Source organism: Bradyrhizobium sp. USDA 4369, assembly GCF_054056435.1.
In genome coordinates, this window is the sequence record NZ_JBSRYH010000001.1 from 5,756,709 (window position 1) to 5,780,600 (window position 23,892).

General features: G+C 61.3%; 22 protein-coding genes. 6 read left to right on the forward strand and 16 right to left on the reverse strand.

The genetic code is table 11. The features are described from left to right. Positions 1–322 precede the first annotated feature (322 nt). From ACVIJ6_RS26205 to ACVIJ6_RS26230, 6 genes are all read right to left on the reverse strand, one after another. Positions 323–580, reverse strand: coding sequence for an LssY C-terminal domain-containing protein (locus ACVIJ6_RS26205; protein WP_456775060.1), 258 nt, complete (start codon positions 578–580; stop codon positions 323–325). Further along, complete coding sequence (locus tag ACVIJ6_RS26210) at positions 577–816, reverse strand: LssY C-terminal domain-containing protein (RefSeq protein WP_456775061.1); 240 nt, start codon at positions 814–816, stop codon at positions 577–579. Before ACVIJ6_RS26210 ends, ACVIJ6_RS26205 begins: the two co-directional genes overlap by 4 nt. A 274-nt stretch (positions 817–1,090) precedes the next feature. Beyond that, a complete protein-coding gene (locus ACVIJ6_RS26215; RefSeq protein ID WP_456775062.1) occupies positions 1,091–2,029 on the reverse strand; it encodes a HupE/UreJ family protein in 939 nt (312 codons plus the stop codon). A gap of 56 nt (positions 2,030–2,085) precedes the next feature. Then, positions 2,086–2,952, reverse strand: coding sequence for a peptidylprolyl isomerase (locus ACVIJ6_RS26220; RefSeq protein ID WP_456775063.1), 867 nt, complete (start codon positions 2,950–2,952; stop codon positions 2,086–2,088). 14 nt (positions 2,953–2,966) lie between these two features. Further along, positions 2,967–4,994, reverse strand: coding sequence for a DUF3604 domain-containing protein (locus ACVIJ6_RS26225; protein WP_456775064.1), 2,028 nt, complete (start codon positions 4,992–4,994; stop codon positions 2,967–2,969). 18 nt (positions 4,995–5,012) lie between these two features. Next, a complete protein-coding gene (locus tag ACVIJ6_RS26230; RefSeq protein ID WP_456775065.1) occupies positions 5,013–5,267 on the reverse strand; it encodes a hypothetical protein in 255 nt (84 codons plus the stop codon). A gap of 45 nt (positions 5,268–5,312) precedes the next feature. Here ACVIJ6_RS26230 and ACVIJ6_RS26235 point away from each other — a divergent pair, with 45 nt between their 5' ends. After that, positions 5,313–5,906, forward strand: a complete 594-nt coding sequence (locus ACVIJ6_RS26235) for a Crp/Fnr family transcriptional regulator (protein ID WP_456777087.1) — start codon at positions 5,313–5,315, stop codon at positions 5,904–5,906. 51 nt (positions 5,907–5,957) lie between these two features. Here the strand turns inward: ACVIJ6_RS26235 and ACVIJ6_RS26240 are convergent, their stop codons facing one another. Next, positions 5,958–6,437: a protein-L-isoaspartate O-methyltransferase family protein gene (locus ACVIJ6_RS26240; RefSeq protein ID WP_456775066.1), complete on the reverse strand. Its 480-nt coding sequence runs from the start codon at positions 6,435–6,437 to the stop codon at positions 5,958–5,960. Between the two features lie 282 nt (positions 6,438–6,719). On the opposite strand from ACVIJ6_RS26240, the gene ACVIJ6_RS26245 reads away from it, so the two are divergent. Next, a complete protein-coding gene (locus ACVIJ6_RS26245; RefSeq protein ID WP_456775067.1) occupies positions 6,720–6,926 on the forward strand; it encodes a hypothetical protein in 207 nt (68 codons plus the stop codon). Positions 6,927–7,175: 249 nt separating this feature from the next. On the opposite strand, the gene ACVIJ6_RS26250 is transcribed toward ACVIJ6_RS26245, so the two are convergent. The 3 genes from ACVIJ6_RS26250 to ACVIJ6_RS26260 are packed head-to-tail and all read right to left on the reverse strand — an operon-like array spanning position 7,176 to position 11,481. Beyond that, on the reverse strand, positions 7,176–8,309 hold the full coding sequence (locus ACVIJ6_RS26250) for an ATP-binding protein (protein WP_456775068.1): 1,134 nt from the start codon (positions 8,307–8,309) through the stop codon (positions 7,176–7,178). Continuing rightward, positions 8,306–8,749 carry a response regulator gene (locus ACVIJ6_RS26255; protein WP_456775069.1) on the reverse strand — a complete coding sequence of 148 codons (444 nt, stop codon included), beginning with the start codon at positions 8,747–8,749 and terminating at the stop codon, positions 8,306–8,308. Before ACVIJ6_RS26255 ends, ACVIJ6_RS26250 begins: the two co-directional genes overlap by 4 nt. Beyond that, on the reverse strand, positions 8,746–11,481 hold the full coding sequence (locus tag ACVIJ6_RS26260; RefSeq protein WP_456775070.1) for a PAS domain S-box protein: 2,736 nt from the start codon (positions 11,479–11,481) through the stop codon (positions 8,746–8,748). Before ACVIJ6_RS26260 ends, ACVIJ6_RS26255 begins: the two co-directional genes overlap by 4 nt. Before the next feature lie 280 nt (positions 11,482–11,761). Between ACVIJ6_RS26260 and ACVIJ6_RS26265 the strand changes: the two genes are divergently transcribed. Further along, the gene (locus ACVIJ6_RS26265; RefSeq protein ID WP_456775071.1) at positions 11,762–12,907 is read left to right on the forward strand and encodes a glycoside hydrolase family 113; all 1,146 of its coding nucleotides are present in this window, start codon (positions 11,762–11,764) and stop codon (positions 12,905–12,907) included. Position 12,908: 1 nt separating this feature from the next. Here the strand turns inward: ACVIJ6_RS26265 and ACVIJ6_RS26270 are convergent, their stop codons facing one another. From ACVIJ6_RS26270 to ACVIJ6_RS26290, 5 genes are read right to left on the reverse strand one after another with little or no spacing between them, the layout of a single operon-like run. Continuing rightward, positions 12,909–13,721, reverse strand: a complete 813-nt coding sequence (locus ACVIJ6_RS26270; protein WP_456775072.1) for a hypothetical protein — start codon at positions 13,719–13,721, stop codon at positions 12,909–12,911. Positions 13,722–13,753: 32 nt separating this feature from the next. Next, positions 13,754–14,815 carry a response regulator gene (locus ACVIJ6_RS26275; RefSeq protein ID WP_456775073.1) on the reverse strand — a complete coding sequence of 354 codons (1,062 nt, stop codon included), beginning with the start codon at positions 14,813–14,815 and terminating at the stop codon, positions 13,754–13,756. Continuing rightward, on the reverse strand, positions 14,745–16,244 hold the full coding sequence (locus ACVIJ6_RS26280; RefSeq protein WP_456775074.1) for a hypothetical protein: 1,500 nt from the start codon (positions 16,242–16,244) through the stop codon (positions 14,745–14,747). Before ACVIJ6_RS26280 ends, ACVIJ6_RS26275 begins: the two co-directional genes overlap by 71 nt. After that, positions 16,241–18,115 carry a glycosyltransferase family 2 protein gene (locus tag ACVIJ6_RS26285; RefSeq protein WP_456775075.1) on the reverse strand — a complete coding sequence of 625 codons (1,875 nt, stop codon included), beginning with the start codon at positions 18,113–18,115 and terminating at the stop codon, positions 16,241–16,243. Before ACVIJ6_RS26285 ends, ACVIJ6_RS26280 begins: the two co-directional genes overlap by 4 nt. Positions 18,116–18,123: 8 nt before the next feature. Beyond that, entirely contained in the window at positions 18,124–20,403 is a 2,280-nt protein-coding gene (locus ACVIJ6_RS26290; RefSeq protein ID WP_456775076.1) for a hypothetical protein, read from the reverse strand. Positions 20,404–20,882: 479 nt separating this feature from the next. Here ACVIJ6_RS26290 and ACVIJ6_RS26295 point away from each other — a divergent pair, with 479 nt between their 5' ends. Further along, on the forward strand, positions 20,883–21,743 hold the full coding sequence (locus ACVIJ6_RS26295; RefSeq protein ID WP_456775077.1) for a response regulator: 861 nt from the start codon (positions 20,883–20,885) through the stop codon (positions 21,741–21,743). Between the two features lie 310 nt (positions 21,744–22,053). On the opposite strand, the gene ACVIJ6_RS26300 is transcribed toward ACVIJ6_RS26295, so the two are convergent. After that, positions 22,054–22,416, reverse strand: coding sequence for a hypothetical protein (locus tag ACVIJ6_RS26300; protein ID WP_456775078.1), 363 nt, complete (start codon positions 22,414–22,416; stop codon positions 22,054–22,056). Between the two features lie 355 nt (positions 22,417–22,771). Here ACVIJ6_RS26300 and ACVIJ6_RS26305 point away from each other — a divergent pair, with 355 nt between their 5' ends. Then, entirely contained in the window at positions 22,772–23,185 is a 414-nt protein-coding gene (locus ACVIJ6_RS26305; protein WP_456775079.1) for a response regulator, read from the forward strand. 71 nt (positions 23,186–23,256) lie between these two features. Further along, a complete protein-coding gene (locus ACVIJ6_RS26310) occupies positions 23,257–23,853 on the forward strand; it encodes a LuxR C-terminal-related transcriptional regulator (RefSeq protein ID WP_456775080.1) in 597 nt (198 codons plus the stop codon). Positions 23,854–23,892: the final 39 nt, after the last annotated feature.

Sequence of the window (23,892 nt, forward strand, 5' to 3'; positions counted from 1 at the left end):
CTTGCTTATCGACTGCGGAGTCATCGTCAGACGACGATATGGTGCGGCAGATCGGTACCGTAGCGACGCACGCCCTGCGGACGAGACCCTTGAGGTGAGTCAATCTGCGTCGCTTCAGCCTCTAACTAGCACGCAACCCAGGATGCGATTGATCGTGGGCGGCCCATTCGATGGCGAATGTTACCCTATGAAGCAGCCTTTACCGGGCAGTGCGCGGGAGTCGCGCCATGCACCAAACAGCGGCGTATCACGCGTGGTTCCCCACAAGGCGCGCGAGGGTGACGTCTCCGTCGGTAACGTAGTGATTGACGCGTTCCGTCGGTCACAGCTCGCCGTCCCGATAGGTCTCGACCACCCCGATCGATTTGCCCTTCGCTAACTCGGCGATGATATAGTCACGCTCGGCGTTCGTATCCGAAGCCGTCGCGTACGTGATTTGATACGAGAGCCGAGTCGGGGACAAACCGGTATCTCTTGTCCCGGCGCCAATCCAGAGAACGTGTTCGTCCTCCGTTGGCCGGTCGTTGTTCGACCAGAAGCCGGCCGATCGCCATGTGTCCTGAGCCCGCGTCTGGCTCAACCCCTAGGATCGTATGTGATGGCGGTGCCGCGGCTGTTATCGATGGCCTTCTGAAAGCCGATGTCCTGGGCCCGTCCGAAGAGATAGAGGGTGCTGAAAGGAGCGGTGGGGTATGGCGAATTGAGCACGAAGGCCCGGACCAGGCCCCATGAACTGGACAGACCGAGCTGATCCGCCTTGGACCGGCCGATCCCGGCAATGGCGGAACGAAGCTGTTGCAGCGTGCCGACGAGCACGATGTCGACGGGGCGCCGGGAAGCCCGTCGCCCGTGATGCTGTAGCTCGGCACACGATCGTGCTGGAGAATTCTCAAGCCGAGGCGGATGGCGCGCGGCAGAACGAGATACGCCGCAGCTCCATAGGTGAAGCCCAGAGCAAGAACCCACGGCAACCGGCGGTCCGCCACCTTGAAGACCACAAAGACGATCAGCCAAACGACAAAAATGCCCAGCCCCAAAATGAGTAATCGCTACAGGAGGCGCTTGAGCATACTCACGACGGATCGTGCCTCTAGATTGCGAAACTGGTGACCCTCGTCACGAACCAGACCATCGATATGGTGCCGATCAGATAGGCGGCGGCGAGGCGGGCCGGCGCGACCGGCCATGCGACGAGAGCGGTCGCCGCTCTGACCGCGATCAGTATCGCCGCAACGAACAGGAGCTGGCCGGCCTCAACGCCGACGTTGAACATGAGGAGCGCCACCGGGATGTCCAGCTGCGGCAATCCGGTTTCCTTGAGGGCGCCGGCAAAGCCGAAGCCGTGAAGCAGGCCGAAGGCGAAGGCGACCACCCAAGGGTAGGCTTGCGAGAGACGCCGTTCGCTGTCCACCTTGATCTTGATGAGCTCGCTTGCCACGAAGGCGATGCTGAGTGCGATGGCGGCTTCGACGGGTTTCTGCGGCAGACTGAAATAGCCGAGGGTGGCGCCGGCCAGCGTGATGCTGTGCGCGATCGTGAAGGCAGTAATTGTCTTGGCCAGCATCCACAGGTCGTGGATCAGCAGCATCAGCGCCAGCACGAACAGCAGATGATCGAATCCGGTGAGAATGTGGTCAATCCCCAGCAGCAGATAGGTCTCGGCGACATCGAGTTTGCGTTGGGCGCCCACGACGAGAATGGTCGGAGCGTCTGGGGTGATGCGAGCGACCTCTGTGGTGCCATCGCGATATTCAATTCGCGCCAGTGCGTCCGTCGCGCCTGACCGAAGCCCATCAACGGAAATCTCCCGGCCCTTCAATCCACCGACGCAAACCACGCTCGACCGTTCAAAAAACGATCCCGCCTGAATGGTTCTAATCGGCTCCGCCTTGGGCCGGCACGACGCCGGCATACGCATATAGATGCCGAGACGCAAGTCGCCGAGCGCCGGCACCTTCCAGACGACCGCGAATTCGTCGGCTGCTGTCTCCCGGATGTCGAGATAGGCGGGCCGGAGCTCATCGGCCACGGCGAGATTGATCGCAAACAATTGCGCAAGAAGGAGGATCATGCTGGCCATACGAGTCATGGGGCGTCCGCCGGCCGGGCGGCACCCTTCGGCATCTGCTCCATCGTGATCCGATAGCGGGTCAACAGAGCGGTGAGCCGTTGCTCTTCGATCGCCTTTCGTTTCTCATTGGCCCACTCGCGTTCGACCGGCGCGCGAACCTCCGCGAGCGCGGGGGCGCGCCCGACCTGTCGCTCCGTGATCCGGATCAGATGGAGCCCGAAGTCCGACTCGACCGGCCCGCTCCATTGTCCAGGTGCGATCTTGTCGAGAGCGTCGGCGAAAGCGGGACCAAACGTCTGGCTGATCGGCGCCTTTCCGGTGAGTTCGAGCTTGTACGGGAGTAGCGTGGCGTCGCCGAGTTCGTCCGGATCGATCGACGATTTGCTGCGCAGGATCTGAAGGACTGACGCTGCGTCCTGACTGATCCTTTCGCCGTGGCGGTCGGGACTCAGCAATACCTGCTCGAAAGCGTAAGCCGGATCAATCTCGAATTTTTCGGGATTGTTCTTCAGATAATCTGCGAGTTCGGTGTCGGTCGGCGTCAAGATCGCGGTTTCGGCACTGTTGAAAAATTCCATCTTGAGACGCAGACGACGACGAATGATCGCGTCGTCCTTGTCGAGACCTAGCGCGAGGGCCTCTCGGACGAGGATCTCCTCCTTGACGTAGTCGTCGATCAGGTTCTTTAACTCGGCGGATGCCGGTGGCCGCTGCCACATCGCGGCAAACTGCTCGGCAAGTCGGGCAATTCGGGACTCTGTGATGACGATTTCGTCAGGTTTGCCAGCCTCAAAGCGATTGAAAACGCCGTAACTGACGAAGACAACGGCGGCCAGCGCCAGAAAATGCAACAAAGGCTCTTTGAGGAGGCGTCTCATCATGGGCGTGCCCCCGTTTACGATGGCGTGTACCAAATGGGCGAGGTCCAGGCGCGCTCCTGATGCTTCATAGGCACCTCCGGTGGCATCTTGATCCCGAACCGGAACGCATCATAGGCGGTCCAGCGTGGCGTCGGGATCTCAATGACGCGCGCATAGTAGAACGTCCGCACGGATCGATCGAAGTCTGGATCCTTCCAGACGCCGACGAGTTCGGACGCACCGATGGTGTTGGTCCAGGTGGCGTGCGCCACGTCGACAGTGTCCCCCACAGGCGGTAGCCTGCCATCCTTTTCCAGCCTGCGGCGCTGCGCGTCGCTCCACACCGCGTTGTAGATCTTTTCTTGTGGTTTACCGGCCTTATCGAGCCAGCCCTTGACGATCTGTATGCGGTCGAGGTTGCCGCCCAAGGCGTCCTTCATCGCTGCGACGAGGAAGGAGGGGGCCTTGCCGGCTGTCGGCGGCTTTGGCAGGTCGGCGCCCATCGGCACGCCCTTAGTGTAACCCGTCTCGGCAACATAGCGCGAGCGGGCGTCGTCGGCCGTGAAATCCCAGCCGGCAAATAGGCGGACCGTCATGCGGGTGCCCGAGGTCGCGTAGACCTCCTTGCGCTTCATCGCATCCCATAGCGCTTCGCGGGTGTTCTCGGTCGCCCATACCGCTGCGTAGCCGGCCGCCGTATAATGCCACGTGTATCGCGTCTTGCCGAAGCCCTGTTTGGAGACGTGTTCCCAGCGCTTCGGGCTCGGCTCCTGGTTGACGTGCTTGCCGTAGAAATTGTCCTCCTCGATCGACGTCAGCGAATTATGAACGTCGGTGCCGCCGATAAAGCCGAATTTGAACGGGTTGACGCCGAGTTTCTGCTCCTGCATCAGCCCCTGAAGCAATCCCCAGCGGAGATAGTTGGTCGGCATCATGTCGCGGGATAGCGGTTTGTCTTCGAGCGTCAGGTTGCCGTACTCCCAACCCGCAATTCCGAAGTCCGCGAACTCGTCGTTCGGCGACAGCGACGGGTGTGTCTCGCTCGAACCCTTTGTCTGCATCATTTCCTGCAAGACCTCCCAGCGCGCGCGGCGCTCGGCGTAATCCTTGGTGAGCGGCTTGCCGGCGAAATCCACCGGTTCGAACATGCGTCCGTTGGACAGGTTGGCGTTGTGCGGGATGGCGAGCAGCTTGCCGCCGGTCTTCCGCTCGTACTTCTCCATCCAGTCCCAGAGTTTTTCCGGGTCCTCGCTCTGCCAGGCGGAGAACGGCAGGATCTGATCGGCCCGGTCCTTGTTGTCGCGGAACAGGACATTGCGATGCAGGTTGTTGCCGCCGGGAACCGAGGTCCATTCGAAGCCGATCATCGCGGTGAAGCGCCCAGGTTCGTTAAACTTCTCGGCGGTCGACGTGTATTCCTGCCAGACAGACCTCATGATCGGCCCGACAATTTTGGGGTCCTTTATCGGAGGCGGAAGCTTGTTGTTGGCTTGTGCCGACACAAGCTCGTTCATGGCGTCCTGCTGCTCCTTTCCGCCATTCTTCAGCGCCTTGCCCCAACGCGTGAGAGTTGAATCCGAAGCGAACGCTGGGTTGCCGTTCGCGACCTGAAACATGAGGCCGAGCCCCTCTGCGTGGTCCGAGACAACCAGAAAGTCGAGTGGACGGGACAGCTTCGCCGGCACGCCGCTTGAGGACACGACCTCTTCGCCGCGCGCGAAACGATAGGCCTGCTCCGGCGTCAGCTTGTTGCCACCCATGAACGCGTCGCCGGAATTGGCGGTGTGGTGATGGGTGTCGCCGAAAAACACGCGGGTCGGATATTTGCGGCCGGCATAGGGCGAGTAGCGTTCCTTCGCCTGGACGGCGGCCGGCGTCTCCGGCCTGGATTCGCGGGCAACGCCGTCATCCGGGTCGAATGCGCCTTTGGCCGCAACGTCGTCGGGAGCGCCGGTCGTCGCGGATTGTGCCTGCGCCGCTTCGGGCAGGGCAGCAGCGAGCGCAAGCCCGGCAACCGCAAAGGCGATCGAAGCAGGAAGCGTTGATCGCTTTCGTTTCAGCATGATCCTGACCTCCTCGCTTCACATTGAAATGAACCCGTAGGTTTTGCTGCGCTGCAGGCTGAGTTTCATCCGTTTGTCGCCGAAGCGGCGGGCGAAGGTAGTATCGAACAGAAAAACAATCGTTGCGGGATTGATCTCGATCAATCGGGCGTACGGAACGCTGGCTATCAAGAAAGCCGGATCAAGATTGATCACCAGCGACCTATTGGAGCTAAAATGCTCAGCAGGGAACACGCTTGTGAAATCGTCAGCCGCAAGGGCTGGCTCCGTCATACGACGCCGTCGTTTAGGAGTGCTGTACTGAAGCACTGCTTGATCGTGCGCTTTGGAGCCAACAAGCCGGTCTATGCGGTCGGCGATGAGCCCGGCGGTCTCTTTGGGCTGGTCGAGGGCGGGCTCGGCATCTCGATTGCGCCCCGGGAGCTTGGACCTTATACCGCGCATTTCGCGATGCCCGGCACTTGGTTTGGTGAGGGCGCAGTCTTTACCCGTCAGCCACGACGGGTCGGCCTAACGACTACCAGGCCAACCACGATGCTACATCTGCCTCTGCACAGCGTTGACGAGATTATTGGTTGTGACCCTGCTGCTTGGCGGTCTCTCGGGCTTTTGACCCTTGAGCACCTCGATCTGGCAATGGGGGGCTCGGATGACTTGATGATCCGCAATCACGTCAAGCGCTTCGTCGCTGTGCTTCTCCGCCTCGGCGACTGCCGCATCGCAAATCTGGAAAACGGACAGGCGATCGAAGTTGACCTCAATCATGAAGACATTGCCTATATGGCCAATGTTGCCCGAACCACGGCCGGCGCCATCCTTCGCAAGCTTGAGTCGAACGGGCACGTGACGCTATCGTACCGCCGTATCTGCATCCTTGCACCAGACAGGCTGCGGAAAATGTTGCGCGACTGACAGGGCTCGCTTGGAAGGAAAAGCCAGGGCCCCGTAATTGCGTGTGTTAGGTCAGATGCTGGCCTCCTCGCGTGTCAGCGGGAGCAGTAGTTGGCCGTTTTCGGCGAGGCCATCGATCCATTGCGGGGCGGGATGCGTGCAGCCTACGAACATGATCACGACGTCAGGGTCGCTCGTGTCGGCATGGAAATCCCGGCCATCGCCGGAGATCACCTGGATCTGCGGCCAGCCCTTCAGGCTAATGTGGGCTCGAGCGGCGAGAGCTGGATCGACTTCGACCGCCGTCACCCGGCCGGAGGGTCCGACGATTTCGGCAAGCACGGCCGAATAGTAGTCGCTGCCCGCTCCGACCTGCAGCACCCGCTCACCCCGTGCGATATCGAGGTGCTCGAAGTTGCGGGCCCAAAAGCTCGGCATCCCATTGTTGAGCTTCCGGCTCGGGTCGATCGCGACCAGGACGTCGTGATAGAGCCACCTTGGATCGTCGTCCGGGGTGATGAACGGCTCCCGGTAGGGATATGGTATGATCAAGGACCTGGGCCGACGAACGCCTTTCGCGGGACGGCGCCGAAGGCTTCGACAATGTGTGGGTTGCGCAGAACTGGCGTCTTGCAGCGTAGGTCCTCAGCATACCAGCGGCGTGCTTTGGCGATGTGATCCACGGTTCTCTCCTTTTGTGCATGGAGAGGATGCGGATCTCGGATCGGTAGCGCGGACACGACCGAAATTTTTTCCCGAGGGCTGTCCGCAACGGATCTGCCCGGCCGCATAATAGCTGTCATGGAACGATCGATTGGCACCCCTGGAGTTGGCTTGAACGTCGGTCGCACCGTCGCCGATGCAGCAGCGGCGATCGAGGCTCTGTCTGAGACCGATCTGGTGCGGCTGAAGGCTCTGGCGCAATTGTGGAGCCGCAGGCGGCCCGGAGGGATCGGCTGGGCCGACGTGCTGCATGAGGCTATCCTCCGCGTTCTCGACGGATCGCTCGATCCCTCCCGCCCCGCCAGCTTACTCCGCTGATATTACCGCCTGAATCGCATGCGTCCGTGGTGCTCTCGGTCGCATTTGGAAATTCTCCATCCCCCTCATTTGGAAATTCTGTGCTGGTTTCGTTTCCCGCCGGAAGGCGTCGGATCGAGGCAGCGCCAACCGGCCAGGTCAGGAAACCCGCCACGATGATCAGGCCTTTGCAGCCACTCAACGCAGATCACCGCGACGGCTGGATTGCAGGAAGCACGGCACGTCGATGAGGAATGGGTGTGGGGCTTGTCACAAGATGATTGGGCCAACCGTTCTCAAAAGCATCTTAGGTGACTGAAGAGTGAAATTGAACGTCGTGCCTCCTTCAACATTCGACTCGCACCATATCTTGCCATTGTGGCGTTCGACGATCTTTCGGCAGGTTGCGAGACCGAGGCCGGTTCCTTCGAATTTGTCCCGCGCATGCAGGCGCTTGAACGGCTCGAAGATCTGCTGGTGGAATTCCGGAGCGATGCCGATGCCATTATCGCGAACGCCGATCCGCCAGTAGTCTGGCTCCGCTGATGTGGCGTAAACGTGCAATGCGGGCACCGCGGCTTCGCAATACTTGATGCCGTTCCCGATCAGATTCTGCAGCAGCTGCGTCAGGAGTGGTGCGTGGCCGAAGACGACCGGTAGATGGTCATGTGTCACCTGGGCCTTTCTGTTGCTGATCATCTGCCCCAGATTGGACAGCGTGTCTTCTACCACGAGGTTCAGGTCGACCGGCTCGAAGACCACATGCGCGTCCGATTTGGTGTACTCATGGAGGGTGTCGACCAATGCGACCATGCGCTCGCCCAGGTGGACCATACGTCCGCAGTAGTCGGCGATCTTGTCTGGGTCAGCTTTGCCTGATTTGACGGCATGGCTAATGATCGACGCAAATCCGCGGATCGACGAAATCGGCGACTTCAGGTCATGGACGAGCACGTCGGCGAAGCGCTCCAGTTCCTCGCGTTGCTGATCGATAGCAAGCTGCATCGCTGCCTTTTTGCGTGCATAGCGAAGGATGCGACCGATTGACCGCTCGTTGATGTGTTCCTTCGCGATATAGTCAGACGCACCGCGCTTCATAGCCTCGGTGGCAACGGTCGCGTCGCCCTGGCCCGTCGCCATGATGATGAACATTGCCGGGGCGCTTCGGTGGAGGACTTCCACGCCGTCGAGCCCGTCGCATCCCGGCAGCCTGTAGTCGACGACCGCAACATTGAAGGACTGTCGCTCGCATGCGACCAGCGCCTCGTCGACGTCGCTCGCCTCGACGCATTCGCAGGGTATTCCAGCGAGTTTGAGAGCACGCAGAACTTGCTTGCGGTCTCCCTGATCGTCGTCGGTGATGAGGATTCTCAGGGCGTCATCAGGATCTCCGGAGATACTCATGGGATCTCCACGATCCGCCAATACCCTGCCATTAGTTCGACAAGGTTATGAAACCTGTCTCCGACATGCTCCTTGAGTATATACCCCGCCACATTAAGATCGTAGGAGGCGAGCTTGTCCTCGTCGCGGCTGGAGGTGGTGAGGATGAACACGATGGTGCGGTGCAATTCCGCATCCAGCCTGAGCTCCTTCACCAGCTCGATGCCGTTCATGCGCGGCATGTTGATATCCACGAGCAGGACAATCGGGGAACTCAGCCGTGTTTTTCCGTTCGTCCCGCGCAGCATGTCGAGCGCGTCCACGCCGTCGCTTGCTCTCAACAGTGGATTGATGATCCTGGCAGACTTGAACGCGCGTTGCACCGATTTGGCGTCGCCGTCGTCGTCGTCGACCAGCAAGATGGTGACGGCTCGGGCCCTTTCGACAAGGTCGCTAGTCACGGCTCGCGCCCCTTTTCCGGAGTCGGTAGTGTGAAGTGGAAGGTCGTCCCGTTGCCTGCGCTCGATTCGAGGGCGTACGATCCCCCCGACAGCTCGATCTGCTTGCGCACGATGGCAAGGCCCATGCCGCTGCCTTCGACTTGGTCGCGAGGTCTGAGCGTCTGAAACATCTTGAAGATCCTGTCATGGAACTGGGCGGGAATGCCAGGGCCGTCGTCCTTGACGGCAAACGCGTGCTGCGATCCTGAAGCCATGACGCTGACCTCGATACGACCCGAGGTTTTGTCATGATGCTTGATGGCATTGCTGACCAAGTTCATCATGATCTGCTGCAACGGCATGCGATAGACGCTGATCGCGCCGAATTCTGTCCCCACGACCACCTCGAATTGATCCGGAACATCGACCAGAGCGAGCACATTGTCCATGAGCTCCGCACCAGAAATGATCTCAGTCCCGGCGGCTTCACGGCCAATCCGTGAGAACTGCAGGAGATCATCGAGCAGCTTCTCGAGCCGCCTCACGCGGCCACGCAACAGCTGCATGTTCTCTCGATTTTCTCCGGTCAGGTGTGGTGCGAGATCTTCCTCGAGCCATTTCGAGGCGTTATCGATGACCCGCAGCGGCGCTTTGAGATCGTGCGATGCGGCGTAGGCGAAGTCGTCTAGCGACTTGTTTGCGGTCTCGAGTTCGGCGGTACGTTGCGCGACCTGCTGTTCAAGCCTCTTATTGAACTGACGGTGTTCCGCCTCGGCCCGCTCTCTGAGCGTGATATCGACGACAGCGCCGAGGACCATGACGCCCTCGTCCGTGTTGATGGGCGTCAGTCCGATCTCAACGGGAAACTCGCTGCCGTCCTTGCGCCGGCCATGAAGCTTGCGTCCGGCACCCATCGCTCGCTGCGACGACTCCAGGAGTGCGGGACTGGCGAAATAGTGATCGACATGGGCTTGGTGCTGATGTTGTTCGCGGGCCGGAATCAATAGTTCAATTCGTTGATGGAGCAGTTCGTTGCTGTCGTAGCCGAACAGCCGTTCGGCTTGGCGGTTCACCAGTGAAATCCGACCAGATCGATCGATCATGATCATGGCGGTCGGCGTGGATTCGACCACGAGGCGGAAGCGCTCCTCGGCAGCCTTGCGAGCCGATATGTCTCTAAGCGCGCCGACGATACCGCAAATCTCTCCCGAAACTGGATCCCTGAGCGATCTCATCACGGCCTCGAGCCAGATCCAGCGTCCGCCGCGATCGTGAGCCCGGATGGAAATCGAACTCTGCTCGACGGTGTCGGCAAGGAGCGAATTCAAGGTGGTTTGCAGCTGCTCCACATGTTCTGGATGGATTGGACCGAAAAGCTGTTTGTCAAGGAGCTCGCTTTCAGTCATCCCGAGAATGTCGCGACAGGCGGGGGAGACGTAACGTAGGCGAAGATCGCGATCGAGTTGAATGATCAAGTCTGAGCTGTGATCGGCCAAAATGCGATACCGATCTTCGCTTTCCTTGATCCGGCGTTGCGCTTCGCGCATCTCGGTGATGTCGGTTACAAGTACGAAAAAGCCGAGCACGTCTCCGCACTCGTTGCGATGCGGAACATAATTTGCCCAGGTGTAGCGGGAGCTTCCATCCGTCTTGACCAGCGTGCGCTCGAAGTTTTGTTGCAGACCTGCCAGGGCTCCCAGAATGTAGGGTTCATTCTTGGCAAACAGCGAGTCGCCGAGCAGCGTCTTGATATGGCTGCCGATGAGCTGCTCAGGCGACCAGCCGAACCATTCGACGTAGGCGGAGTTTGCGAAACGGCATCTAAGGTCCCGGTCCCAATAGGCGATCATGCTCGGGATCGCATCGATGATGGTCTTCAGTTCTGCAGTTCTGGCGGCAACCTCTTGCTCGAGAGAAGAGTTGGTCTTCAGGAAACTCTCCTCGACCTGCTTCTGCTTGCTGATATCGCGCTCGACAATCGAGGCGCCGATGATCGTCCCGTTGCGCCGCCGAATCGGTATGGCGCGGAGTGACACGTCGATCGCCGTGCCGTCCTTGCGCAAGCGCCTCGTTTCCAGGCTGTCGATGCTTCTGCCTTGTCTGACCTGATCGAGAATATACTGGTCATGGACAAACTGCTCTGGCGGGATGTGCATGCGGATGCTTCGGCCGATGACCTCGTTCGGTCGGAATTGGAAGAGGTGCTCGGCCGCCGGGTTCCATGACAGGATGGTCCCCGAGAGATCCTTCGCAACGATGGCGTCCTCCGACGAGTCGATGACAGCATTGGCGACTGCCAGCTTTTCTTCCAGCTCACTCCTGGCTCTTTCGAGTGCGCGATGGCTCTTGCAGAGGATTCCATTGATCCGCGAGCAGAGGGAAGCTGGATCGAAGGGCTTTGCGATGACACCTGCGACACCGAGGCCCCGGAGATCTTCAAGATCCTTTGCCGTCGCAGCGGCGGTAACATAGATGACCGGAATGCCGGCCGTCTGCGGTCGCTCCCTCAGGCGCGCCAGCGTCGTTGGGCCGTCCATTCCGGGCATGTTGAGGTCGAGCAGGATGAGATCCGGCGACCATTTTTCAGTCGTGGCGAGTGCCTCCTCTCCTGAGGAGCAACTACGTAAACAAAGGATGGGATCGAATTCAATGGCTGTCCCGACGATCTCACGGGCGTCGGCGTCGTCGTCGACATGTAGGACTTCGACCGGAGATATCTGAGGCTCAAAATTCATTTCGATATTGACCGGCATCCAGTAGCGGACATGAGCGCGATCTCACTCGGACGATGTGCACAAAAGTAGACATAACTAATAGCAGCGGTGCCTAAATGCTGAGTTGACAGGTCTTTGCGTAATAATACCTTGACGATCTTATCTTAGATTAGAGTCGGGAGTTTGGATAGCGAATTGCAGCTTGCGTAAGTAGCAGTTGATTGACGGATATCCGGAGTATTGCGGGGAGGCGGTTGAATTCTTGTGCGTTGACGGCAAGTTGCGACAGGCGCAATCCTCCACATGCGGACCATCGCGGATGCGCAGCCGACATCGACGGGCAGCTTTTTTTGAACTGTGGCGCGTGACGCGAGCGACTCGCAGGCGGTTCGTCGTAGTCCGCGACCTGAAGACTGGTTTGCAAATGGGCAGCAGGCCGCATCAAATGCAAGTCTTATCCAACCCAATCGTATTTCGGTCGCTGCTGTGGGCGGCCTTCGCAGTCGACATCCTGAATCCGGCTTTCGGCCGGCGCCTGGACGGCTTCAACATCGTGGCGACACCAAACCATCCTTTCGGCAGCGCGGCGGCGGAACGTGCTCTGTCGATGACGAAGAGGCTTGGTGCCACTTCGGTCGCCGTGATCCCGTTTCTATGGCAATCCGGCCCAAAGGCGCCGGACATTGTCAGGGGAAGCGACATGTCGGACGAGACGCTGCGTTTGGCGATTCGGCAGGTGCGGGGGAGCGACCTGACGGTCATCGTCAAGCCGCACGTCTGGGTGCCGGAAAGCTGGGCCGGCGCTGTCGAGCCGGTTTCGGAGCAGGACTGGAAGGCGTGGTTTGCGAGGTACCGGACCGAGCTCGAGCGCATCGCCCGGATCTCAGCGGAAGAAGGCGCCGATGTTCTCGCGGTCGGCACTGAACTCGCCAAGACCACGCAGCGCCCCGAATGGGACAGTGTGATCGCGGCAGTGAGGTCAGCGTTTCCGCGCACTCTGCTTTACGTTGCGCACAACGCGGATGAAGCCGAAACGGTCGGCTTCTGGCCTCTACTCGATGTCATTGGCGTCTCGTTGTATCCGCCACTTGGTGCCGACGATGACCGGGCCGGCCGCATCGCAGCGATGGAGGCGGTGGCGAAGCGACTCGACGCGCTGTCGGATCGTTGGGGGAAGCCTGTGCTGGTCGCCGAGATTGGCTTGCGCTCGGCCAAGGGTGCTGCCGCCAAGCCCTGGGAAAGCGCCGAGGAGCGGGCCGCGCCCGTGGACGCGCAGCTTCAGGCCGACGTGATCACAGACTGGCTCGCAGTGCTGAAACGTCCGGCCGTTGCTGGCGTCCTGGTCTGGCGATGGTTTACCGATCCTGCCGTCGGCGGGGGCGCCGACACTGACTTCACCGTACAGGGCAAGCCGGCGGAAGCCGTCCTGGCATGCGCATGGACGGGCGTCTGTCGCAAACCCTGACTTAGAACTTGTACCATGCCCCGAGCACCAGGCCGTTCTCTTGCAGGGCGTTGCGGCCCCAATAGGTCGTGTAGCCGCCCAACTGCAACGACAATGCCGGGGTTATCGCATACACCGCGCTGAGCTGGAATTTGTGATAGGCGAAGCTGCCGAAGCGCCAGTTGCCGGCCCCCTCGGACACGACGTTGAACGATTGCGTGAGCAATAGCCATTTGTCGGCAGGACGAACGCCGAACGTGACGTCTGCGCGAAATTCGTCGGGCGGGCCCCCCAGGCGATATCGCTGCGCAACTTGGAGGTCGACAAAGGCCGGAAGTGTTCCTGCCTCGAAGCTGTAGCCGGCGAGGCCTCGAAGTTCGATTTCGTGATCGGTGTATCCGGTCGCGGCAGGGTTGGTCCTGTCGAATGTGCCTGGAATGCGCACCGTGGCCTGCGCAGAAACGACCCAGGCGGAATCTGACCAGATCCTGGCTCTGGCGCCGATGTCGGTGTAGCCGAGGCCGCTGCGCTGCGCGCCGATGGGCGCTGCGATGTCGACGTTCTGTAGGGAGGGCTGAACCATGGCGGTCAACCAATCAGTCAGGCCATATTCGATCAGGACCTGGGCTTCGTTCTTGCCGTAGCGCGGGATGGGGCGCAGTCTGCTGTTGCTGTCAAAAACGCGGGTCGACTGCATGGCCGTACCGGTGAACACCAAAGCGCCTGTTCCGGCATCGAGTGTCCAGGCTCCGGCCAACGCCGGGCTCGCGGAGCCCGCTAAGGTCATGGCGAACATCGACAGGATCTTCCAGCCCTTGGCCAGCGTGCTGGGCAATTTCGTCGCACACGCTCGGACCATCGAACGAGCTAGGCACATTGCGGCACGACACGGTCGCCGCCGGCTGCAGCGATTTCTGACACCGCGGTGATGGCGCGGGTGAGGAGATGGATGCGACCGGCGCTGTTGACGCGTTCTGTCACGACGGCGACGCTCGCGGTCACGTGATGGGACGCAATCGCTTCCGGATTGGATATCCTGAGACCCGCGATCGAGGCGCGCAACGTCTCGGCCAGTTTGATGGCGGACGCGCGAGATTGGTCGGGAAGGATCAGGACCATGACACCGTCGCGGTAGATGGCTGCAACGACGCCGACAGACGCCGCCGAGGCGCGCACCGCTGCTGCGACGCGGGCCATGATGCCGGACCCGAGGCCTCCACTGGTTTCCAGATGCACGCTCAGCCGATCGACGGCGAGCGCGATGATGGACGTCTCGGTGCCAGGGGGGAAAGTCACGTCAGCGAGCAGGTATGCTTCGGCTATCTCGCCGACGAACAGGCCGGTGTTTGCGTCGATCCAGTTCGATGCGCGACGATCGCCCGATCTTGATGCGATGCTCGTCAACTCGGCCTCGCGTGCTTCGCGGCGGTCGAATTCCGCCTTCAGTTTGAGCGCGGACCGAACGCGTGCCAACAGTTCCACGCGGTTCACCGGCTTGGTGATGTAGTCGGTCGCGCCAGCGACGAACGCATTGCCCAGGCTGTCGGTGTCACCGAGCGCCGTCACCATGATGATAGGCACGCTGCCACAGCGCGGGTCCTTGCGGATGCGCGCGCATGCTTCGATGCCGTCGACGTCAGGCATGACGATGTCGAGCAGCACAAGATCGACCGTCGGCGGCCCTGCCGACGACACACCGATCCCAAGAGCACGATAGGCGTCGTTGGCGGACGCTGCGGTGATGACGTGCTCATATCCCGCTGCAAGGAGCATCGCCTCTGTGAGGTCCCGCCCGTCTTCAGAATCGTCGACAACGAGAATACGCATGATGAACTCCCTTGAACTCCGAATCCTCGATTCAGTCGTGAATAGTGGCCTGTTCCTTGGTGGCCTTGGTGCGTTCGAACAGCCGCCAGCCGGACTTGTCATAGATAAGCTGATAACCCGGCGCTCCGCGCCGATAGAGCAGAGGAAAGGCCTTGTTCAGGCGGTCCTGCGCTCCGCTGCCGAACTGCGGATCAGGAACCGCCACGAAAGGCGCATCGATCCGTGAAAACAGAATCCCGAGCGTGAACGCTTCGTCCGATGGCGGCAGCAGTCCGCGCGCGCTGCCCCGTCCGAGCACGATTGCGGGGGAGTTCAGCGTGTCGACGAGAATGCCGTCGCGTCCGACGCTGGCGTGGCCGAGGTCGATCGCAGCGCTCCGCTCCGCGTCCGCGTGATGGCCTTCCAGGGCTATGGCGACGCTGACGGCGCCGCTGGGATCCGCAATCACCAGAGCGGCGACGCCGCCGAACCATCCGAGCACCAGCAGCACGGCCACGATGCCCAAACGCTTGCGCACCGGCGGCATGTGAATCACGACGATCGCGGCCAGGATCGGAGGCATCACCGCAAGCGCTGCGGGATCGCCGAACAGGCCGGTGGTGGCCGCGAGAGCGGCCGCTGCGACGGCCGTCAACACGAACGTCAGGGTCGGCGCGAGCAACGGCCGCAGGCGCCATATCGAGACGATCGCGAAGCCCGTGATCGGCGCGCCGATCAGGATCGCCACTATCGTCGCAATGCCGGCGTCGAACGCGAGGGATCCGGATAGTCCATGGCCAAACAGGGTGAAGAATCCCGTGGCCCAGGTGGCGACTCCTTCGGCGGGCGCTACCAGGAAGGTCCAGCCACTGCCGGGGAATATCCAGGACATATAGGAGAACGCCGCGACGCAGAACGCCGTTGGAAACAGCAATGCCAGCACCAGATTCAACGTCGTCCTGGACAATTGCTCAGGATGGATCACCAGCACGAAAAACGGGACGGCGGCGCAGGTCATTGCCGCGCCCATCGGATGCGAAAAGGTCAGGCCGAGCAACGACAGGGCGACGGCCATCACCTCGGGGGCTCCGGTACGGGCGCGTAGCCTGAACAATGCGCAGCCGAGCAGGAACAGAAAGGCGGTGAAGATCATCTCGGATGGTCCGGCAATCGCGGCACGCAGGATCGCCGGATGCAGCACGATCAGAACGACGATCAACGGCGCGACGGCAGCGGCTACGCCGATACGGTGAAAGGTGGTCAGCAGGCCGCCGGCGAGCAGCGCGAGAACGACCCCGGTCAGGAGAACGGGGGTAGGCGTCCCGGCCGGGGTGACGACCTGCAGCAGCGTCGTGGCCAGGAAGGGAATGGTAGGATAGGCGGCAAGAATGCGCCCCACCGGCATTTGTCCTTCGCCCGCGGCCATCGCGCTCGCCCACAGCGTCACGGCATCATTGGGAACGAGGCCAGTCGTCACGGCACTCATCGAGGCTGCGAAGACCGCCGCGCAGACGACTGCCATCAGCGTCCCGAGCGGCAACAGGCAGCTCATGCTACGGCCTCCTGTGCCCGCGCCAGTTCGCGAGCGACGTGCTTCGAGACGCCGTGGTGAGTCTTCTCCCAGTAGAACGGATTTCGCAGCAGCTGCCACAGGCCACGATAGGTCGCGATCGAGAGCATGACCCAATAGCCGAACGCGGTGAGGCTGTAGGGGATGAGATTGAGCCAGCCGCGCCGGATTGGCGCCAGCATGTTGAGAAACATCAACGCGCCATTGCCCGCGAGAAGGTTGAACAGGCTCAGGAACAGCAGCGGCTCTGGAAAGATGGCCTCCAATCCGCTTATGGCAGCGATCATCCAGGCGATATAGAGCAACCAGAAAACCGGGTTTAGGAGACCGGACAGTACGGTGCCGCCGATGAAGAAGACAAAGCCGAGAAAGCCCAGCGGTCCAATCTTGCCCATGAAACGAAGCGGGCGCCGGGTGTGTACCAGTAGGGTCTGCATATAGCCTTTCATCCAGCGCGAGCGCTGCCTGATCCAGTTGCCGGCGTGGCAGCTCGCCTCCTCGAACGTCGTGGAATCTACGATGCCGACGCGGTAGCCTTGCTGGGTCAGGCGTACGCCGAGATCGGCGTCCTCGGTGACGTTGAACGGATCCCAACCGTGGAGCTCGCGCAGCACGTCGATCTTGAAATGATTGGACGTGCCCCCCAGGGGAATGGGAATGCGAAGGCGGTCCAGGCCGGGCAGCATCTGGTCGAACCAGAGGCCGTAGTCCAGCGTGAACATGCGCGTCAGCCAGTTCTCGCTCGCGTTGAAATAGCTCAGGCTGCATTGCAGGCAGACGGTATCGGCCGACGACTTCCGGAACGTCGCGACCACCTTGCGGAGCTGGTCCGGTTCCGGCCGGTCCTCGGCGTCGTAGATCACGAGGAACTCGCCACGCGCAAACTGCAGCGCGAAATTGCAGGCCTTGGGTTTGGTTTGCGGGAGCGATGGCGGAACCCGGATGATCTCGAACATGCCTTCGAGACCGAGCTTGCTGGCGACCTCGATCGTCTCGTGGTCGCAGGCCTCCAGCACCAGCTTGATGTCGAGCTTGCCGAGCGGATAGTCGAGATCGCGCAGCGCCTGAGCCAGCATCGGCAGCATTGCCGGCTCCTTGTACATCGGCACCAGCACTGTGAAGACCGGCAGTTCATCGTCGGTGAGCGCGCGCGCTTCGATCGCGATGGTTTCATCGGTGGTGCGTACGCCACCGAACAGCACGAGGAGGCCCTTGAAGACAAAATTGCCGAGGTAGAAGACGCTCATGGCTGCGTTGAGGGCGATGAGTGTCGTGACCGGCGAGGCTGCGAGGCCGAGCAGGATCATGCTGAGCAGTGCGTAGCCGAAGATGACCTGGCCCGGGGTGAAGACCCGCTGCGCCGACAATTCGGGGCTGAGGTCGGCGAGTTCGTAGACGGCGCGCTCCGACAATGCGTCGTCGAATACGGCTTGCACCGCCCACACGATGTCGAACTTGGTGACGACGACGAAGGCGACGTTCGCTCCCCAGCGCTTCCTGGCAAACAGCAGGGTCTCAGGTCCGGGATCGGCGGTCGCAACAATGATCCGACCGTCACGCTGCTTCCACGGCATCATCAGCATGCGGGCGTAGATATCCGCTTCTCCCTCGATGAGAAGCTCGGGATCGGGTGGGTCACTTATGAGGTCGACGAATGGCAGTTCGTAGTGGTATGCGACGGCTTGGTAATAGACCGCCGGCTCAGCCCAGTTCCGCGACAGAATGGCGTTGCCGAGGCTGACGTGCCAAGCCTCGGCGAGGGCGATTGCCTCGTCGAGTTGGCCGAGCGTGAGGACGCGACGGGCGACGAGGATGTCGCCGAGTGCGCGATCGGAGGCTGACAGCGACTGCATCGCAGGTCCTATTCTCCGGCACGGCCTGAAGCTCGGCGACGGTAGGTGCGCTGGGCCAGCACGAGAAGCGCAAGGGTCACAATCACCCAGGTGGTCCCGACGATCCATGGCCAGCCGCGATCGAGACCGGCCGTCCACGACGTTTGATCGAGATAGGCCACGCGCAGAAGCGTGTCGCGATAGGTAGAGAGGGCGAGGGCTACGCCATTCCGATCAAGAAATGCGACGTCGCCGCGGTCGAGATTGAAGGCGGGTGCCGCAGCCAACGATCCGTCGCTGCTGAGCGGACGAATCCATAGCCCGGGAACTTTGTTTGCCGTGACGATCTGCGCGACCGCGCCGGTGGTCATCCCTCCGACATCGAGTAGAACACGCTGGTTGCGATCGGTGACGGCCACGCGTCCGCGATCGAACCGCACGCGTTGAACGACTCCGTCGGGAGGCAGATTGCCGACCAGGACGAAGGGCGCCTGTGGCGTCGCGGATACCTTGCCGTCGACATACGTCACCTCGATCGGCGTCGTCTTGTTCGATAGAGCGTTCACCACGTTGGACAGCGATGTCATGACGGATAGCGGGCGATCCGCCGTCGATGCCGGCAACAGAATCTGGATGCCGTTGGCCCATAAGCTCGTCAAATCGGAGAAGTCGCGCGCCACCGATCCCGATGGCGACAGGACGACCTGGCTGGAGCCAAGCAGCTCCGCCGGGTAGCCCTGCGGCTCGAACCGACAGTCGCCCTGCGAACTGCGGCGCTGCACGATCGCTCTTACGTTCGCGACCGCGCCGACGAGGCCGTCGGGGAGAGGAAAATCGAGCCGCGTCGGTCCACCAATTGCGGCAACTGTGCTGGCGAGCAGGTGTTCGTTGACGAAGACGCTGACAACCGCCTTTTCGCCGGCGCCGTCGGGAGCAACCATGACGTCGAGGATCAAGCGCGAGGGGCGGGTTCCGCCCGGCAACGACTGGCTGGCAATCGATACGGCAAGCTCAGCGCGGCCGAAGACATCGACGCGTGGCGGTATCAGACCGAGCTCGTCGATGCTGATCCGATCGGTCGGCTTTCTCGCGGTCGAGATCGATCCGATCGAAGCCGTCGGCGTATCACGGAGAGCCATGAGCGAGGGGTGGCTGAGCAGCCGTCCGACCTGGGACGAGCCTGAATCGGTTGCAAGCAGGACCGGAACGCCGTTGATGCGCGCCACGGCGAGCGCGTTTTTGGCGTACATGCCGTCGGCGTAGCTCGCCAATGTTGCCGCCGGGGCATCGAGCCGATCGGCTATTCTTTCCAAGGATCCGACGACGATGAGACCACGCGTCCATCGTCCCTTGTTGTCCTGGTCTGTCATATCCGGAATGGCGTTGCTGCCGTGATGGAAGCTCACGGTCCGCCCTCCGGCTTTGAGGGATCGTGCAATCGTCAACGCTGTCGCAATATCGGCAGGCGGCGGCGTATCGCTGGACAACAGGATGCCGACGTCTCGCGGCATCAGCGCAGCGGTCACCGCGATGTTGGGCACCCCCGACATTCCGATGACAAAGTCGACGGTCGTCTCTGGACGTATCGTGAGACTGTCGCCGACGTAGCGGACGTCGATGCAGCGGTCCTGCGTCGCCGCCCCGGAATACACGAACGAGAGCTTGAGAAAGCCCTCACGCGCCGACGCACTGGCGAGAGAGATCCGGGCCGTGCGACCGGTGCCTTTGCCATCGAGAACGAGCGAGGCGATGGAACGATCATTGGCCAGGAGCTCCAGGCTGCGACGCGCCTCATGTGCACTCACATCGTCGTAGGAGAGAACGAGCTCGGCAAGACTGAGTTCGCCCCCCTGGGGCACCGGAATATATAGTTCGCGGCGGCCGCCCAGATTGGACAGCCTAAATCCTTCGGGATATCCCGCATCGGCGATTGGAACGCCGACGCGCAGCGATCTTGCCGGGGCGTCGACCATCGGCGCCTGCTTGAGTGCCGCGATGAGTGGGGGGGGCTGGGATGGAGAGGTCTGCCGCGTCACCTCCGGTGAGGCGGCGGACGGCCGGCGTTGCTGGGCATGGATTGTCGACGCCTGGACCAAAATGGATGCAGTAAGAACAAACCGCAACAAAGACGACACGATACTTACCCCGTCGATTGAGAAGAAATATGACCCACGGTTGAGCGCAGCGGATCCGATCGCACGGCAGTGCGCGGTCAGCGTCGCAGCCGTCGTGTTCGGTCGTATCGGTGGACTGGCGACATGGCGGTGCATGGACGGTCGTCCTAATTTCTCATGAGAGTGCAGGCGCAACTTGCGTGCGTGTTTGAAGCTGAATTGACTCGGTTACTTTCGAGCGTACGGCGTGCCGCGTAGAAATACGCTGTTGCCGAAAACGAAATCACGTCTTCTCTGAAGAGACGGTGCCGTCGCTGATGGGACGCCATCGTATGCCAAGATGGACGATGTGTCAGATCCAACCGATCGGAAGTTGTGAAGTCGATGTCCAACTACATATGGATAAACTGGACACGACAGCGAGCTTCAATTGCAGCACTGAGAAATTGCGGATGCGAGATATAGAGCGATTTCCGCGGGTTACGAAGCATGTCTGTTCAAGTCCAGGTAATTCTACCTGGACTGATGTTATCCTCAAATTCAGGCTCCGTTGATCGGATCGCGATAAGCAGCAACGCCGGATACAAAGCTGAAGCGATCTTCAATTCGGCTGGATCTATGGTGCTGCAGGCCCACGTCAAGACAAGGGACGGGACCAGATGGGAGCGTGTGAGATGGATGCGGGGCAAGCGGGCAGCGCCGTTCCGACGATTCTGATTGTTGACGATGATCCGCTGGTTCTGAGAGCGACGACCGAGTGGTGTACGTCGATCGGATTTTTTGTCATCACCGCGTCTACGGGGCTGCAGGCTCTGATCAAGGCCGCCGAGAACCGGCCGGATCTCCTCATCATCGACGTCAATCTGCCAGAGGTCGATGGACTGAGCGTCCTCACCTACCTGTCCAATGCAGCGAAGAGAGCGGCCCACGTCATAGTGATGACAGGTCGGACAGATGAAGCGACACTGCAACTTTGTGATGGGCTGGCCGCGACGTGCATACGGAAGGGCCGTTTGTTCTGGAAGGAGCTCGCGGAGAGCGTCGGTGAGATCTATCCCGCGAGACACTCCGAGATAGCAAGGGCGTCAAGAGGTTTTGCAGAGGTCGACGTCAAGCGTCGTCCGCGCGTCCTGCTTGTCGACGACGATGTCTGCGTCAGGAAGGCGTTCGCGCGCAGATTCGACGAGCTGGGAGTTGATCTTCTCCATGCCGAAGATGCGACGCGAGGATTCTGGAAGGCGCGGCGCGAGCATCCGACGGTCATCGTCGCCGATTTCTGCATGCCGAGGGGCGATGCAGTATATTTCCTGACGAAGCTGAGGAGTGCTCCCGAGACCGTCGCCATTCCGGTCATCGTGCATTCTGGGCGACACCTCAGCAGCTCGGTCAAGCGCAAGCTGCTGCAAGATATTGAAGGTCACCCCGGAGCAGTCCGGGTCGTCAAAAAGTCGTTTGACGGCGCGGAGCTGCTGGAAGCCGTGCACAGATATTGCGGGTTCGCCGCCGTTCACGAGGACGGGCTGGTTCCTCATTAAGGACGTGAACCCCGCGTTGCGTGATCGCTCTCCGGTCCTTCTTGCCGCTCCAGCTCGTGTGCACGGCATGAATGGTGCCGATCTGCCTCGGCAGACATCTTGGGTAGACGCTCGTTGGCGCTTGCAGTGAGGGGGGCGGCGGCGGTCGGCGGACATCCTGCCGCCGCGAGCGCCAGCGTGCTTAAAGTCCCGATCGCGAGCCGGCTGCGCGGGGCTCAAGCCATGACCACGTCTCAGCGTCGCCATGCCGTGGCTCATGCGGGGGGCGTGGACTTATCGGGAGACTTGCCCATGCGCAGTTGCGGATTGCCTATCCTCCGCGCTGATACATCATCCGCAGTTCCGATGTTGCGGCCGTTCGCAGATGAGCAAGCGCCTCCTTGAGCCTCATGAGTTCGCTGTCGGTCGGCCGTCGTTTTTCGGCCATTGCGCGCAGCAGGGCGCTTTCGGCGGCGCGCGCCGCCTCTCCAGTCGCAGCGAAGCCGACGGTCGGTCCGATGCCGCAGATTCCGTGCAAGTGGCGATAAGACTCGGAAACGAGTTTGAGGCTGCTGTCCTCGCCGCGCGACATGCGATCGGCGAAGACGAGAGTATCCGTGATTTTGCTTTCGAGCGCAGTGGCGAAGCGGTGCCGCACCTTGGCTAGGCGCGCCTCGAATTGATCGGCGGTCATGCAATCATCCTCCTACTTCACCCGATCAGGATCTACAGGAGGAATTAATTTCAAGTCATCGCACCCTCATCAATGTGTCAGATCGTCCACGCGTTCGATCCGGCGAGCAGGTCGGCATGAGTCCGAGCGCCAATTCATTGCTGTAGCGTCGCTCGAAGAGGCGGGTTGGATTTCAGGTATTTTTACGTGCATCGAAATTAACGCGTCGTCAGATATGGCCGCATAGTTTTTCAGTAGCGCAGCACCGCGGTCTGCACTGACGGCGGCGTGACCGACGCTGCGTGCTTGCCTCTGCTGGGGGTGGTCCATGTATGCGCCAGGGCAGGTCGCCCGTGTTCGAATCAAACAGGACGCTATGTCGGCTCCCGTCGTGCGCGTGCTGGTCATCGACGACGACGAGAGCGTGGGAGCTGCGATCAAGGTGCTGCTAGCGCGGCGTGGATATCATACGGAGCTGGCGTCCGGCGCCTATGCCGGTATTCAGACGCTTGCGCGATCATGCTTCGACCTCGTTCTGGTCGACCTTTTCATGACAGGGATGAGCGGCATCGATGCGATCGGGCATATCCGGCAACGATCAACCGTTCCCATCATCGCCATGTCTGGCTTCAGGCTGCGCAGTTCGCTCGAGCCGATCGACTACCTGCAGACCGCTCTGCAACGCGGTGCGTCCCGTTGCATTCGCAAGCCGTTCTCCTCGCTCCAGTTGATCGAGGCCGTAGACTCAAGCCTGACGTCGGAAGCTCAAACGGGAGCTACGCTGCGATGAGAGGGCCAAGCGGCGACGTCGCAGATGCGGAGCGATCGGCTGCGAGATCTTCCGGGACTGATCGCGCAATCGTGGCGAACGAGGTGGGCGCCGCGATCGCTCACCAATTGAATGGGCCCCTGACGGCGCTCCTGCTCTATCTCGAGGACCTTTGCCAGAACGGCGACCGCTTTTCAACGGGAGGCGAGGATGGCGTGTCGTGGAGGGAGGTCGCGGAGCGCGCGTTGCGCGAGGCCGAATGTGTTTGCAGCCTCGTGCAGCGGCTGGGCCATACGTTCGAGGCGCCGCTCGTGGAGCAGAGCGCGTTTGCGCAAGGGCGTGAAATCATCAGGTGGTGGGCGAGAGCCGGCAACGCCAAAGATGAGACACGACCGGCTCCAGCGAGCGCGGTAGGTCGGCATCCGTTGACCGTGCGCGAGGAGGAGGTGCTCGGCCTCGTCAGGGAAGGGTATTCGAACAAGGAGGGGGCGGCGCGGTTGGGAATCAGCCCGCGAACCTTCGAAGGCCACCGCGCCGCGCTGATGCGCAAATTCAGGGCCAAGAACCTCGCGGATCTGCTTCGCAAGGCGGCACGGGATCAGCACGCGGCCGAAACTAACCTCTTGGTGGCTGCCAGGCGGCCGGCGGCCTCGTCCGCGCGCCGTGGGAAGATGCGATGCGGGAGTTGACGGGCGAGACCGTGACCTCACGGAGAGACGCCGAGGTAT

Excerpts from the sequence above, each read along its gene's own strand:
- ACVIJ6_RS26220 (WP_456775063.1), bottom strand. The coding sequence starts at position 2,952 with ATGATGAGACGCCTCCTCAAAGAGCCTTTGTTGCATTTTCTGGCGCTG.
- ACVIJ6_RS26225 (WP_456775064.1), bottom strand. The coding sequence starts at position 4,994 with ATGCTGAAACGAAAGCGATCAACGCTTCCTGCTTCGATCGCCTTTGCG.
- ACVIJ6_RS26230 (WP_456775065.1), bottom strand. The coding sequence starts at position 5,267 with ATGACGGAGCCAGCCCTTGCGGCTGACGATTTCACAAGCGTGTTCCCT.
- ACVIJ6_RS26250 (WP_456775068.1), bottom strand. The coding sequence starts at position 8,309 with ATGAGTATCTCCGGAGATCCTGATGACGCCCTGAGAATCCTCATCACC.
- ACVIJ6_RS26260 (WP_456775070.1), bottom strand. The coding sequence starts at position 11,481 with ATGCCGGTCAATATCGAAATGAATTTTGAGCCTCAGATATCTCCGGTC.
- ACVIJ6_RS26265 (WP_456775071.1), top strand. The coding sequence starts at position 11,762 with ATGCGCAGCCGACATCGACGGGCAGCTTTTTTTGAACTGTGGCGCGTG.
- ACVIJ6_RS26275 (WP_456775073.1), bottom strand. The coding sequence starts at position 14,815 with ATGACAAGTCCGGCTGGCGGCTGTTCGAACGCACCAAGGCCACCAAGG.
- ACVIJ6_RS26280 (WP_456775074.1), bottom strand. The coding sequence starts at position 16,244 with ATGAGCTGCCTGTTGCCGCTCGGGACGCTGATGGCAGTCGTCTGCGCG.
- ACVIJ6_RS26285 (WP_456775075.1), bottom strand. The coding sequence starts at position 18,115 with ATGCAGTCGCTGTCAGCCTCCGATCGCGCACTCGGCGACATCCTCGTC.
- ACVIJ6_RS26295 (WP_456775077.1), top strand. The coding sequence starts at position 20,883 with ATGGATGCGGGGCAAGCGGGCAGCGCCGTTCCGACGATTCTGATTGTT.
- ACVIJ6_RS26300 (WP_456775078.1), bottom strand. The coding sequence starts at position 22,416 with ATGACCGCCGATCAATTCGAGGCGCGCCTAGCCAAGGTGCGGCACCGC.
- ACVIJ6_RS26305 (WP_456775079.1), top strand. The coding sequence starts at position 22,772 with ATGTCGGCTCCCGTCGTGCGCGTGCTGGTCATCGACGACGACGAGAGC.